Annotated in this window: 14 protein-coding genes; 7 read left to right on the forward strand and 7 right to left on the reverse strand. The window is 43.7% G+C overall.

Features of this window, described 5'->3' with window-relative positions:
- Positions 1–7: 7 nt before the first annotated feature.
- The 3 genes from dltB to O3627_RS10075 are packed head-to-tail and all read right to left on the reverse strand — an operon-like array spanning position 8 to position 2,950.
- On the reverse strand, positions 8–1,252 hold the full coding sequence (gene dltB / locus O3627_RS10065; RefSeq protein WP_125382987.1) for a D-alanyl-lipoteichoic acid biosynthesis protein DltB: 1,245 nt from the start codon (positions 1,250–1,252) through the stop codon (positions 8–10).
- Entirely contained in the window at positions 1,249–2,799 is a 1,551-nt protein-coding gene (gene dltA / locus O3627_RS10070; RefSeq protein ID WP_125382986.1) for a D-alanine--poly(phosphoribitol) ligase subunit DltA, read from the reverse strand. Before dltA ends, dltB begins: the two co-directional genes overlap by 4 nt.
- Before the next feature lie 19 nt (positions 2,800–2,818).
- Positions 2,819–2,950 (reverse strand): teichoic acid D-Ala incorporation-associated protein DltX, encoded by a 132-nt coding sequence (locus tag O3627_RS10075; RefSeq protein ID WP_002894209.1) that lies wholly within the window; start codon positions 2,948–2,950, stop codon positions 2,819–2,821.
- 258 nt (positions 2,951–3,208) lie between these two features.
- On the opposite strand from O3627_RS10075, the gene O3627_RS10080 reads away from it, so the two are divergent.
- The 5 genes from O3627_RS10080 (at position 3,209) to O3627_RS10100 (ending at position 6,898) form a co-directional block, all read left to right on the forward strand.
- Positions 3,209–3,547: a PadR family transcriptional regulator gene (locus tag O3627_RS10080; RefSeq protein ID WP_002899377.1), complete on the forward strand. Its 339-nt coding sequence runs from the start codon at positions 3,209–3,211 to the stop codon at positions 3,545–3,547.
- Positions 3,522–4,121 carry a DUF1700 domain-containing protein gene (locus O3627_RS10085; protein WP_125357283.1) on the forward strand — a complete coding sequence of 200 codons (600 nt, stop codon included), beginning with the start codon at positions 3,522–3,524 and terminating at the stop codon, positions 4,119–4,121. Before O3627_RS10080 ends, O3627_RS10085 begins: the two co-directional genes overlap by 26 nt.
- Positions 4,114–5,154 (forward strand): DUF4097 family beta strand repeat-containing protein, encoded by a 1,041-nt coding sequence (locus O3627_RS10090; RefSeq protein WP_125382984.1) that lies wholly within the window; start codon positions 4,114–4,116, stop codon positions 5,152–5,154. The genes O3627_RS10085 and O3627_RS10090 overlap by 8 nt, the downstream gene beginning before the upstream one ends.
- A gap of 144 nt (positions 5,155–5,298) precedes the next feature.
- Positions 5,299–6,252 carry a S66 peptidase family protein gene (locus O3627_RS10095; protein WP_343092185.1) on the forward strand — a complete coding sequence of 318 codons (954 nt, stop codon included), beginning with the start codon at positions 5,299–5,301 and terminating at the stop codon, positions 6,250–6,252.
- On the forward strand, positions 6,245–6,898 hold the full coding sequence (locus O3627_RS10100; RefSeq protein ID WP_268701890.1) for an HAD family hydrolase: 654 nt from the start codon (positions 6,245–6,247) through the stop codon (positions 6,896–6,898). Before O3627_RS10095 ends, O3627_RS10100 begins: the two co-directional genes overlap by 8 nt.
- A gap of 82 nt (positions 6,899–6,980) precedes the next feature.
- Here O3627_RS10100 and O3627_RS10105 read toward each other — a convergent pair whose 3' ends face one another.
- From O3627_RS10105 to O3627_RS10115, 3 genes are all read right to left on the reverse strand, one after another.
- A complete protein-coding gene (locus O3627_RS10105) occupies positions 6,981–8,240 on the reverse strand; it encodes a carbohydrate-binding domain-containing protein (RefSeq protein ID WP_343093620.1) in 1,260 nt (419 codons plus the stop codon).
- A 19-nt stretch (positions 8,241–8,259) separates the two neighbouring features.
- Entirely contained in the window at positions 8,260–8,973 is a 714-nt protein-coding gene (locus O3627_RS10110; RefSeq protein WP_343092146.1) for a polyphosphate polymerase domain-containing protein, read from the reverse strand.
- Between the two features lie 189 nt (positions 8,974–9,162).
- Positions 9,163–11,586, reverse strand: a complete 2,424-nt coding sequence (locus tag O3627_RS10115) for a YhgE/Pip domain-containing protein (RefSeq protein WP_343092147.1) — start codon at positions 11,584–11,586, stop codon at positions 9,163–9,165.
- A 241-nt stretch (positions 11,587–11,827) separates the two neighbouring features.
- Here O3627_RS10115 and O3627_RS10120 point away from each other — a divergent pair, with 241 nt between their 5' ends.
- Together O3627_RS10120 and O3627_RS10125 are read left to right on the forward strand one after the other, a co-directional pair.
- Positions 11,828–12,220 (forward strand): DUF4947 domain-containing protein, encoded by a 393-nt coding sequence (locus tag O3627_RS10120; RefSeq protein WP_343092161.1) that lies wholly within the window; start codon positions 11,828–11,830, stop codon positions 12,218–12,220.
- Positions 12,221–12,452: 232 nt separating this feature from the next.
- Complete coding sequence (locus O3627_RS10125; RefSeq protein WP_048773828.1) at positions 12,453–12,983, forward strand: TetR/AcrR family transcriptional regulator; 531 nt, start codon at positions 12,453–12,455, stop codon at positions 12,981–12,983.
- Between the two features lie 103 nt (positions 12,984–13,086).
- On the opposite strand, the gene O3627_RS10130 is transcribed toward O3627_RS10125, so the two are convergent.
- Positions 13,087–14,031, reverse strand: coding sequence for a 3-oxoacyl-[acyl-carrier-protein] synthase III C-terminal domain-containing protein (locus tag O3627_RS10130; RefSeq protein WP_343092148.1), 945 nt, complete (start codon positions 14,029–14,031; stop codon positions 13,087–13,089).
- Positions 14,032–14,038 lie beyond the last annotated feature (7 nt).

Raw genomic sequence — 14,038 nt, forward strand, 5'->3', positions numbered from 1 at the left:
TTCATTTTTATTTTTTAAACCAAAGCTCATTTAAAAATCCAGAAAAGATTAAAAATGAGAACATGACTGCGTGAAAGGTCACCACAACCCCCAAAGCTTGAGTCCATTTATTGTCTGGCAGAGGCGGAAGCCCCTTAGCCTTGCGCTCTTTGTTTAGCGTTTTCTTCTTGCGCAGCCAGGCATCATTGACGACCAGACCAGCTCCATGAAAGAGACCGTAGGCGATATAGTACCAGGTCACACCATGCCAGAAGCCCATTATCAGCATGTTGATCAGATAGGCCACACTGGAGGTCGTGTTGCGGTTTTTAAAGACCTTATTGCGCATCAGGACCATGACCAGCCGCATAAAGACAAAGTCACGGAACCAAAAGGACAGACTCATGTGCCAGCGATTCCAAAATTCTTTCAAATCTCGTGAGAGAAAAGGCTTATCAAAGTTGATAGGGCTCTTGATTCCCATGAGATTGGAAATAGCTAGCGCAAACATCGAATAACCGGCAAAGTCAAAGAAGAGATCCAGACCAAAGACATACATAACGCCCAGAGTTCCTAGATTAAAGAAACCGCCGGTATAGAGAGCGTAGGTCTTGACATGCCCCAGCAAGAGATGCCCAAAGATATGTGCCAGGATAAACTTATAAAGGAAGCCTAGCATGATATACTTAACAGACTGCTCCAGCATATCCAGCAGCTCATCGCGCTCGGGAATGTTCAAATAGTCTTCATTGAAACGCTTGAAACGATCAATGGGACCACTCGAAAAGGTCGGCATGAAGAGCAGGAAACGCAGGAACTCCCAAAGTGTGAACTCTGTCAAAACCCCATCGCGCATCTCAATCATCATCCCTACCGAGCGAAAGGTCAGATAGGAAATCCCCAAAAAGCCAAAGAGAGACTGATGACCGCTAATCGCGGGCTCTACCTTGACAAGCACAAGCGGCAGAACCGCCAGCAAGGTATGCAGATAAAAGATCCACTTGCTGTCCCGCGACCTGCGATAAAGCTTATATGAGTAAACCCAGACTATCTGCCAGATGACATAGCCCAGCAGAGCACAAAGCTGCGCCAGACTGGGACCTGTCAGCATCAAGACGATAAAGACCAAGCTGACCAAGGCTTCATAAAGGGGAAAGCGCTTCTTAAAGAAAAGTCCAACAAAGATTGGCAGAACTGCCAGAACGATATAGACAAAGTAAACTGGATTGCCGTAGGGTTCCAAGTGAGGCAGCTGTTTCAAGAAATCCATCATCGCTTATTGACCTCGCTAATCAGCCCCTTGATGTCAATCTTGCCATTTGGAGTCAGAGGCAGAGTCTCTCGATAGAGGAACTTGGACGGCATCATATAGGACATCATGATATCCTGCAGATCTTCCTTGATTGCCTTGGTAATATCGATTTCCCGCTCAAACTGCTCAGCCACACCGTCTTTGAGAATGACATAGGCTAGCAGATTTTGGACCTTGTGGTCCTTATTGTAGCGGGGCACAGCCACTGCAGAATCAATGTATTTCGATTTGTTCAGGTTTTGTGACACATCCTCCAGCTCAATACGGAAACCATTAAACTTGATCTGGAAGTCCATCCGGCCACCGTAGAGCAGCAAGCCTTCATCTGTCATCGATCCGACATCTCCTGTATGATAGGCTGGCAGACCTTCAAATTCAAAGAAGGCCTCCGCTGTCTTCTCAGGATTATTCAGATAGCCTTTGGATACGGCTGGACCGCAGACGATGATTTCTCCCTGCTGGCCATTCGGTACCTTCTGCCCTTCTTCGTCAATGACAAAGGTCGGAGAGTCCGCCTTGGTATAGCCAATCGGCAGGCGCTTGCAATTTTGCAGCATCTCATCTGTCACTGCTACTGCAGACAGGGCCACTGTTGCCTCAGTCGGACCGTAAGCATTGATAATGCGAGCTTGAGGGAATCGATCGCGCAGCTTCTGAGCTGTCTTGACTGTCAACTCCTCTCCGTCAAAGTAGAAATGCGTCAGCTGAGGCAGCTTCTGGCTGTTAAAGTCATCCGACAGCAAGGCCATATCCGCAAAGGAAGGCGTCGAAGTCCAGATAGCAATAGGCAGACTGAGAATCGTCTCAAACAGCTGCTTGAAATCCTGAGTCACAGCTGAAGGCAGGGCAAAGAGAGTCCCTCCCAAGGCCAAAGTCGGCGCCCAATACATGACTGACAAGTCAAAAGAATAAGGCGGCTGAGCCAACATTTGAGGACGCTCCGGAGTTGCAAACTCTTTATCCGTAATCATCCAATTTGTAAAGCTGAGCAAATTACTATGGGAAATCTGCACTCCCTTAGGTTTGCCAGTCGTTCCTGATGTGAAAATGATATAGTAGTTATCATCTCCCTGAACTGGATGGCTAAGCTCATAGGATGCTCCCTCTCTGAAAGCCGTCTGAACTTGCTCCGCACTGAAAATAGGCGCTGCCACATCTGCCAGCGGAAAATCATTGATAGCAATAATCAAGCTTGGCTCAGCAACTTCCACAATCGCTGCCACGCGCTCCAAGGCTGAGTGGCTGTCGATAGGAATGTAAGCATGACCAGACTTGGTCAAGGCCACAAAAGTAGCCAGCATTTCGTATTCCTGACCGCCAAAGACCACAACCGGAGACTTGTCAGGAAGCCCCAGACGGTCAATCTGAGCCGCCAACGAATCGGAATCCTTCTTTAAATCGCCATAAGTATGAACTTGACCTAAAATATCATAGACCGGAAAATCCGGCTGCACCTGAGCAAAATGCTCAATCGCTTCAATCATATCATGTATCACTTTATTTGACATTGTTTCCTACTCTCTCACATTAAAATTCATTATAGATAAAGCCACCCTGACCCTGACCTAGATAGCTAAAGAAATAAAGCAAGGCCAGAAAGATAACAAAATATAGTAGGGTTTGGCCCAAAAACTTATATAGGGTTTGATGTTTTTTCATTGATCTCTCTTATATTTTTAGTTAGACTTACACCATTTTACCATTTTATGGAAGATGTTTTCAACACAAAAGCTAAGGAAGATGTAAAGTTCTTGTAAGGAAGAAAGGTACTTTGATGTGCCTTATAAACAGTCATTAAAAGACTTTTTCAAAAAATATATAAAAATTTTATATATTTTGCTTGACTTTTTTCCTAAGAGGTTGTAGACTATATATAGAAAGATTATATATAAATATTTTACACAAGGAGGTGGTCCTATGTCTTTCCCCACATCATCGGCTTTGATTGAGTTTCTCATCTTAGCCATCCTTGAAAAAGACGATTCCTACGGTTATGAAATCAGCCAGACAATCAAGCTGATTGCCAATATCAAAGAATCAACACTTTACCCTATTCTGAAGAAGCTGGAGCAAAATGACTGCCTCACGACTTATTCGCAGGAGTACCAAGGACGAAAACGAAAATACTATTCACTCACTGCCTACGGGCATGAACATCTACTCACTCTAAAAGAAGAGTGGCAAACTTATACCATGACCATCAGCGGTATCATAGAAGGGAGCATCCGTCATGACAAGAACCGAGTATCTAGCTGAGCTAGAAAAATATCTAAAAAAACTGCCACGCAAGGACTATGAAGAAACTATGGATTACTTCACTGAGTACTTCGACGAGGTAGGCCCAGAGGGCGAGGAAGCCGCTATTGCTGATCTAGGCAGCCCTAAGGAAGCGGCCCACGAGATTATGTTGAATCTTTTAGACAAAAAAGTCGAGGAAGATAATCAAGACAGCAGTTCATCAAAAAACACTAAGAACATCGTCCAGATTGCTATCCTGTCCATTTTGGCAGCACCCTTGGCTATTCCGCTCTTTATAGTAGCAGCACTTTTGACTTTTGTTTTCTTCCTCTTAGTCTTTATCTTTGCTCTAGTCATGGCTATAGGTGCCTTTGCCTTCTTTATCTTTGGTATCAGCCTGATCTGGGACACTTTGACAGTGGGACTGACGACATCGATCCCGGCCTTCCTGTTCACTCTGGGGCTCAGTGTTCTAGCTCTGGGACTGTCCGGCATCTTCTACGCAGGCATTTCTCCTGTTACTCAGTTTGGCAAGGCTGGCTTTGTCAAACTAGCTCAACTTTTCGCAAAGAAAGGAGCACGTCATGGCTAACATCAAATTGAAAAAACCTCTTTTATCTGCAGCTATTTTAGCCTGCCTCTTTGGTGGAGCCTTGACAACTATCGGCTCCATGACAGGCGGTGTCAACGACTTGGTCAATTCTGCCAAGAGCAAGGTAAAACTCACGAAAAAAGAAGAAAGTTTCTCTGATCTTTCTTCCCTAAATATTAACTTAGCAGCTAGAAACCTCGTCATCAGCGAATCTTCTGATGACAAGGCTCACTTGACCTATTACCAAAGCGATAGTAACTATCAGATTGATGGAAGTTCGCTTGGAAAAATCACGACAAGTTCTGAAAACGGAAACTTAAATATCAAGGAAGATGGTGCAGGTTCCTTCCACATAAGCGCTGGCATCCGCTCCTTACTCAGCTTATTTGACCAAGAATCTCAAGGGAAGCGTACTGTGCAGCTTTCCCTGCCTAAGGGGACCAAGCTTGAGACATTCAGCGGCAGTTCATCATTAGGAGATGTTACGCTGTCCAATTTGTCAGCCCAAAATGCTGACTTCTCTCTATCCAATGGCTCGTTGACTGTGAATGATAGCCAATTCGCATCTGGTAAATTTAAGAACTCTCTGGGAGACATTACCCTTAATAACAGTCAGATTAACGCTGGAAAAATCAATGCTTCTTCGGGTACCATCACTCTGAGCAACAGCCAGTTCGCATCTGGCGAAATAGCAAGCTCTCTAGGAGAAGTAAACCTAAACACCAGCAAAATCTCCGACAGCACTCTGAAAATCTCAAGTGGCTCACTGAACTCTGAACAGTTGGAATTAGCTGGTACAATCTCTATCACTGACCAATTGGGCGATATTAATCTGCATCTGGTTTCTGGCAGTTTGTCGCAGCTATCCTTTGATCTGAAAACGGATCTAGGTGAAATTGACATCCCTAGTGGTATGAGTGTAGAGCACACCAAAGGCGATGAACTTGGCGGCTCTGCCATCCGTAAAGTCGAAAATCCGACAACTACACTTACTGCCAACGCTCAAAGCGGCAGCATTAAGCTCAGCGAATAAATCATAGAAAAGAATATATACAATCAGGGAGTCCTCAGCGGCTCCCTTTTTTAATAAAAATTCCCGTAATGCCCTAAGATTGCTTTACAGGCCTTGGCCTTTGTGCTATGATATTCTATAAAAATTTATCACAAGGAGGTCCCTATGAAAAAACTCACACCTGGTATGCACATTCGGGTCGTCAGCCCCTCGTTGTCAATCGAACACATCGGTGGCTTTGAGGCCAATCTAGCCGCCAAGGAGCGTTTGGAAAAGCTAGGATTTACCGTGTCTTTTTCGGAGCATTATCTGGAAAATGATATATTAGGCTCTGCCTCCATCGAAAGCCGGGTGGCAGACATTCATGCTGCCTTTTCGGATGACTCCGTTGATGCCATTCTGGCTACTATCGGCGGTTTCAACTGCAATGAGCTACTGCCCTATCTGGACTTTGAGTTGATTGCTAGAAATCCTAAGATTTTCTGCGGCTACTCGGATACTACTGCCTTGCTCAGCGCTATCTATAGCAAGACCGGCATGAAAACCTACATGGGACCGTCCTACTCCAGCTTTAAAATGGATGCCCTGCAGGACTATCAGACTGAGAGCTGGCTCAAGGCCGTCAGCCAGACTTCTTATGAATTGACTCCTAGTGAAAAATGGGGCGACAATGCTTGGTATCTGCCTGATGCCCCACTGACCTTCCATAAGACGGAGTGGAAAGTTTATCATCACGGACAAGCCCAAGCCACTGTTATCGGCGGTAATCTTTCCACCTTCTCGCTCCTACGTGGTACGCCCTATGCCCCAACAGATGAAAACTATGTCCTCTTTGTTGAAGAGGCGGAGGAAGATCATTATGTGGAGTTTGAGCGCAATTTAGCTGCCCTCCTTCAGGCCTATCCTAACCCGCAGGCCCTTCTCATCGGCCGCTTTCCAAAAGAATGTCAGATGACAGAGGAGCTGCTCCTTTATATCTTGGACAAACATCCAATTCTAAAGACGATTCCCGTCCTCTATGACTTGGACTTTGCCCATACTCAGCCACTCTTTACCATTACCATCGGTGCTCAAGTGACCGTGGATACGGAGACGATGTTGATTAAGATAGATGAGTAAGGCATGTCATAATTACTGTGGAGGTAGTAAAATGTCAGCTCATAAATGGTTGTTTTTTGACATTGGCTCTACTTTGATTGATGAAAAAGAAGCCTATCAAGATAGAATTAGGAGAGCAATTACAGGGACAAATATTAACTACGATATTTTTTATGCTCGTATGGTTGAACTGTTTAAAGAAGGCAAAAAGGGAGACTTGGAGACAATAAAAGAATTTAACTTAGAACGTCCCATTTGGAACTCTAATTTGGAGAAATTATACCCAGATGCCCAAGTGGTCTTAAAAGAATTGCACAACCGATATAAAATCGGAATCATCGCCAACCAACTACCTGGCCTAAAAGAACGTTTGAAAAAAATGGGACTATATCAATGGATTGATTTAGTTGTCTCTTCTGCAGAGTTCGGACTTGCCAAGCCTTCCCCTGCCATTTTTACTTTAGCTTTAGAGAAAGCTCATTGCCCTGCTCAACAAGCTGTTATGATTGGTGATCGAATAGACAATGATATCATACCTGCTAAAGCACTAGGAATGACAACTATCTGGTTAAAACAAGGTTTTAGTGCTTATTACCAACCCCAACGACTAGAAGAAAAACCTGATTTCACCATAGAAAATTTATCGTCCCTCTTAAGTCTTCTATAAAAGATTGCTTTGCAGAAACATAGCTGCATCCCCGTCTTTTTCATAAATTAATAAGGCAGTTCAAATTGAACTGCCTTATTTCTTATCGTCCACCAAAACCGCCTTGACCGCCCGGGGCACCGCCGCCACCGGGTCCACCAGCGCCAGGTCCGTCGGCTGTGATTTCTGTTCGGCTTTCACCATTGACCGTGATAGTACCGCCAGTGTAGGTAGCCGTTCCATCAAAGTCAAAGGCAGATACCGTAGAAGTAATATCTAAGTTTCCTCCTGACATAATGACATCGCCGTTGGAATCGATAGCATCGGTATCGCCTTCACCGACCTCGACCTTGATATCGCCACCGGTAATCTTGATAAAGATATCAGCTCCAGTTACGTCACTAGCTGCATTGATACCATCATCTGTCGCATAAAGGTCCAGCTTGCCGCCGTTAATGGTAACATTAGTTCCTTCCAGAGCTTCTACACTCTTGGAAACCGTAATCGTTCCACCATCAATCAAAGCAATATTGCTAGCGTGTAGACCATCATCACCAGCATTAATCGTGATGGTGCCGGACTGGATATAGAGATTCCCCAGAGAAGTATCTTCATCATTGTCCGCGTGGATGGCATCTTCTGTCGCTGTGATATCAATAGTAGCGTCCTTGATATTAATGGCTGAAGCTGCTGACAGACCATTCTTAGCTGCCTTGAGTGTATAGGTACCACCTGTCACCCGCAAGGTCTGCTCAGACTTAATCGCTGTTTCATACTTGCCGTCAACTGTCAGGCTTCCAGAACCATTGAGAGTCAGATCAGAGTTATTATAGATAGCTGCATCTGCATCCGTATTACTGTGATTTGATGAGTCTGAGATGATGTTTTGACTGCCGTCAGCCAGAGTTAGGCTTGTTTTACCCGCATTTTCTACTAGAATAGCTGCGTCTGTCCCGCTCATGGTTACACCATTTAGGACGATTTGGACCTTGTCGCTATCACCTGCTTTGACAACAATCTGCACATTTTCACTCGTTCCGGAAACGACATAAGTTCCAGCCTTTGAGATTGTCACAGTCGAGCCGGAGACACTAGCCCCGTCACCAGAGGCCTTAGCACTAGAGCCACTCAGGCTGATGGTTGTCGCCTTAGACTCATCATAAGAAGCGTCTGAGTCCTCTGAGGCAAAGTAATCAGAAGTATTTGTCTTGGTCTGACTGGTGTTGGTGGCATTAGCAGTCTGAGTGCTGCTTGAAGCTGTAGAGCTGCTGGCATTTGCGCTGCAGGCTCCCAGTACTGCTGTCATCAAGACCAGTGGAATCATCAATTTAATTTTTTTAAGGGTTGATTTTGATTGTTTCATTTTTATTTTCCTATCTATTCTATTTACTGCTGATACAGTTTGCCTTTTTATAGGCAAAGCCATATTTGGAGAAAGAGCTTGGAGACAGTTGGTAGCGATCCATGATCTCGCTCAGCCATAGCGGGCAGGCTTCTGGAATCTTAACTTCCATGATGACATGATTTGCTGGCAGGAGATGATCTCCATGGCGACCGTCTAAGAGACTCAGATCATAAGGACGGTAGGTCAGGTCGTGATCAAAGGTAATCCGAATCCGCTCATCCTCAATCCCTTTCATCGAATAACGATTGTAGCCGATATACATCATAGGCTGAATATGGCCAAAATGCTGGGTCAACCAGGCCATTTCCTTATCTATCTGAAGGTCAGCCAGCTGACTGTAATCACCGTCCAGATAGGCTTCCGCTGTCAGTAAATCTGCTGCAAGCCGGCGTTTGGTGACCAGATCTTCTGTCTTTTTCTTGATTTCCAAAAAGACTTGACTATCCTCGGTCGGATGCTCTTGATAGGTTCGCAAACGCACCTTCTCATCAAAGTGAGGATTTTCCAAGGACTCACGAATGAGCTGATAAGACGGCGTATCGTAGTAGAGATTGTTAATGCTCGAATAAGCTCGCTCATCCTCCACCAGATAGCCTTCAAACTCTAGCAATAGATCCAGCAAGGTTTCCTTGGAAATGATGTATTTGGTTTCAAAGCGCTGAAAATGATGTTGAAAATTTTTTTCTGCCATGGGCTTCTCACCTCTCTATCTTTCTTGAATGTAATGCAATTTTAAAGATGAAAACTTAAAAGAAAGATAAAGAAAACTTAAAGAAAACAAAACATCTCCCTTTTCAGGAGATGTTGATTAGAGAAAAAGTAAACGAATTACAGATAGACTTTTCATCTACATTTTTACAGATTCATAAAAGCACGTGCCCTAAGCTAGCTGTTTTTTATCTGTTCGATAGACCAGAGTACCAAGTGCCATGAAAAGAACTAAAACAAAAGCAAGGAAGAGTACCTGACTACCAATTTGCCCGTTCATAGAAATCGTTTGGCGTAAGCCCGATACAGAATAGCTCATCGGCAGCCAAGGGTTGATAACTTGGAAAATCTTACTAGTCAGCTCCAATGGATAAGTTCCTGCACTAGAAGCCAGCTGTAAGAGCAAGAGAATCAGAGAAGCAAAGGCGCCGAGCTTGCTATCCCAAGTAACCAAAGCCGTCACAAGAGCCATAAAGGTCATGCTGGCTAGGACAATCAAACCAAGGGTTGCCAACTCATGGTTAGCAGATAGGCCGATCAAGTGCACAGCACCATAGACCAAGACACCCGCTACGACAGAAATGACTCCATTTACCTCTATACGGGCCTTCAGCCAGTCTCGTCTCGTCTTAGGTTCTTGACCCGATGGAAGTGTGCTAAAGATGATATTGGTTGAAATAGCTGCCACAAATAAAGCTACTGAAATCATATAAGGCGCCATCCCAATGCCATTTTTTTCTACCTTATTCTCATCTGTCTTGCTCAGTGTCAGAGGATCTGCCAGAGTTTTTGCATTGTCTTCCTTAGTAGAAACAGTCGACAATTTATCGCCTGCATCTGAGAGGCCATTGGACAAATCGCTCGTTCCCACAGTAAGTTTAGAGAGATTATCTGTTAAAGCACTGCTGCCATCAGCCAGCTTTTCTGTACCGCTCGCTAATTGATTGGTTCCATCTGCTAATTTCTCGAAACTAGAGGTCAATTCTGGCGATTTATCTGTTAATTGGGCAGCCCCATTTGCTAATTTTGTTGTATTTGCTAGCAAATCAGGATTCTTACTTGCCAAAGCTGATGTCCCCTCAGATAGCTGACCGACTGCATTGGTATAGCTTGTCACCCCTTGTTCCAATTGTGTCGCGCCAGTCGTTAATTTTTCATTTAGGGTATCTACACCTGCGACTAGTTGATTGGCTCCTCCGCTTGCTGAACCGAGGCCAGTACTCACCGTTGATAAGCCATTATAAAGGCCATTAATCATGTTAGCTGCCTGTGGCAGAACTTGATTTGATGCACCTTCTAACTGACTAAGTTTTGTTTGACTAGCGCCTTTTATCGTTTCAAGAGAAGCCCTCATCGTATCGATTTCTGATAAAATCGTCTGAGCAGATTGATCACTTCCCGCTTGACTAGCACCAACTGCTGCATCAATCTCAGCCTTAGCCTCACTAGAAAGCCCTTGATAAGCGCTCGTAGCTTGAACACTTGCCAAAGCTGCGGCCTTGGCATCTTGATTATTATTGATAATGGCTTGAGCGGATGCTGCTATGCTAGTCAGTGAAGCCTCAATGCTGTCTGTCGAAACAGCTGAGTCACTTGCTGCAGCTTGAATACTAGCATTCAACTGTGTCAAACCATTTGCTAAATCACTCACATTTTGCTGGTTGTTAGCTAAGGTGGTATCTACCGATGACTTTAATGTAGCCAAACCAGTATTCAGATTCGTTACACCTGTCGATAAGGCCTGAACTCCATCTCCTGACTGGGTGAGCTGCTGGACTCCACCCAATAAGTCTGCTGATCGACCCGACAGCTGATTTGCACCTGTGGCCACAGTACTTACACCATTTGCATAAGTGTTTATCCCATTTGACAAACTACCCAGTCCAGACGATACTTGTGCAACACTCCCAGTATAAGTCTGTAGTCCTGTGTTAAATTGAGCTGCACCGGATGATAATTTGCTTGTAGCTTGATTCAGAGTTCTTAAGTTATCCGCAATTGTCTGACTGCCTGAACCTAGTTGTTGGCTGCCTGATGCTAATTGCTGAGCACCATCGGATGCTTTCACCAAGCCAGTTTTTAGGTCCCCCATATTCTTAAATATGACGCTTGTATAAGTATCCGTCACATTTTGCGCCACCGTCTGCTTCAAAGAAGCCATAGCTGAATCACTCATCTTACCAGCAATAAAACTGTGTCCGCTAGACGTTTGATAATCAATCTTCATTTGCTGAGGATTATCAGTCAAAATACTGGCTGCACGTTCAGATAAATCACTTGGAAGCGTCACAACCATGTAGTAATCACCCTTTTCCAGACCATTTTGAGCATCTTCTTTACTGACGAAGTGAAAATCCAGATTTTTATTTTCCTTGAGGCTGGAAACAACATCCTCGCCTATAGACAAGGTCTTACCACTAGCAGTTACAGCTTTATCCTGATTGACGACCGCCACTGGCAAGTCCGATACCTTTCCATATGGATCCCACATGGAGCTCAAGAAAATAACGTTATACAAGGCTGGAATCATAGAGACTCCCAACATCACAATGATAAAAGTCGGCTTTTTTAAAATAGCTTTCCATTCTCTTAACATATCTACCTCCTAAAATTATACACAGTGTCCAAATTTCGATAAAATTGATTATACACCAATCGAAAATTATTACAAGTTTATTTTTTAAAAATTGGACACCGTGTCTAATTTTGTTTAAAAAGATTGTAGGGAAGCGGAATAAGTTCGCCCTACTGTCTTTAATCTCTGAACAATCTGTAAATAAAAAGTTTTTTCCCATAGGTAGGTACACAGAAAATCAGCATTATATTAGAATGATAAGATTTATGCGACTGGCAATGCCAAGGTCTATTACCAATCCTATGAATCTGGCGGTTTTGAAGCTCAAATTCCTGAATTTAAAGGATATACCCAAGAAAAAGTCAAAAGTATTCTCGGCGAACCAGAAAAAATAAGCACCGATCTCGCTTCTGAATATGAAGCCTTCCAAAACAAAGAATTAGAAAATCTTAAAAGACTGGTTCAGGAGCAAAAAATAAGTACCGAACAAGCGCGTGCTTTCTTAGCGGGTGTAGTTGACATTGCTCAAGCATCAAGATTACAAAATACCTACACAATTTACTCTTATAAAAATGAACAAATTTCTATTATCTTCTCACAGGAAGGCGAGCTACTTTATGTCACTCCTGACCCTGACTACCTCTACTTTAAATAATGTTCTGAACGACAGCCGAGACTTTACTTTAAGCCTCGGCTTTATTATTTTACCAGTCGACTAAGCCTACTCAGATAAAATTTTGACTATCTATGCTTAATTCCGGAATTTAACTCTTTTCCACTGGAAAAACATTTGATATAATAGTACACGGAGAAAAAGAAAAAGTAGTTTGCTATGATAGTTATTAGCTTGAAGAGCAGACTGAGGCTTAGCCTCAAAGGGAGATTTTATGTTAGAAAGCAATAAACGCCGAAAAACCAAGGCTATTATTGAAAGAGCCATGGTTTCACTACTGCATAAGCAGTCCTTCGACCATATCACTACTGTACAGCTAGCTCAAGCTGCTGGCATCAGCCGTAGTAGTTTTTATACTCACTACAAGGACAAGTACGATATGATTGAACGTTATCAGCAAAACCTCTTTCATCAGTTGGGATATATTTTTGAGAATAATCAAGAAGATGTTCAAACTGCGATTACAGAGGTCTTTCAGTTCCTCCAGCTAGAGCCACTCTTGGCTGCTCTTTTGACAGAAAACGGCACGAAAGAGATTCAGAATTTTCTGCGCCATAAGCTGCAGGTAATGTTGGCAGATAGTCTGCAGGACCGTTTTAGTAGACGTGTTTACAATAATTTTGAAAAAGAATACAGCAGAGTCTTTCTCGCCAATGCCTTCTTTGGTGTCTGCCAAATGTGGATTGCTAGAGGAAAAAAAGAAAGTCCTGAACAAATAGCAGAATTTCTTTTGAAAATGCTGTAAGAAGCTGCTCTAATTCATTGAATTACAGCTCTTCTAATATTTTGAAAAATTAAACAGGGTGTACAAAACCTCTTTTGGTTCTGTACACCCTATTTTTATTGCATTATAGTTTCATAGCCAGCATATTAACTGTCATACCAGCCGCTGTTCCCATCAGAGCGATGGTGTCCCCTTCCTTGACTAGATTGCGCTCCAGAGCATAGCAGAGAGAAAAAGGCACTGCCACTGACACCATATTCCCATAGTCTTGCACAATATTAAGGTATTTATCATCAGGAATGCCCAAGCTGCGCATGACCATTGGAAGGGCACGACTAGCCTGATGCGGAATGATATAATCCAAGTCAGACAGGCTGAGACCACTCTTTTCCTTAAACTCTTTAAACATTTCCGGAATTTTTCTGGCAGAGAGCAAGAGAATCTTCTTACCATTCATGTCAAACATGTAGTGAGTCTTGGTAACATCCGAATACTCCTTAGGCTGAAAAGACGTCAAACCACCGCGAATCTCTGTATCATGAGCTCCCTCAGACCAGGTCCGCTGCAGGCTGGAGATGACACCTCTCTCTTCCTCTGTTGCTTCAAAAATCAAAGCCGCAGCCCCATCACTGAACAACTCAAAACTTTCCTTCTGATTGGGATTGAGACCCAAACTTCCAACCTCACTGGACACGATGAGGATCCTTTGGTACTCACCAGCCTCCAACAAATGAGACATGAGACTCAATGCAGAGATAAAACTGGTGCAGGTCGTATTGATATCCATGGCTGGAATGGACAGCCCCTTAGCTACCAACTCATGAATCAGGGCAGCGGTACAAGGAATAGGTTGGACGCCCACCGCACTGGCTGACACGATACAATCGATGTCTTTGATTGTCAAGCCCGCTTGCTCTAAGGCTTTTTCAATCGCCTTAACCGCCATGGAAAGCTGGGTTTCTTCATTTTCCACCACCCGATACCGAGTCTGATCCTTAAAAGTCACGGTATTTCTAGGTAGATGCGTACCATAACCAACTATCTTTATATGATTCTTTACTGCAGTCATATTAAAC

Source organism: Streptococcus sp. 27098_8_82, assembly GCF_041431615.1.
Lineage (GTDB): Bacteria > Bacillota > Bacilli > Lactobacillales > Streptococcaceae > Streptococcus > Streptococcus sanguinis_K.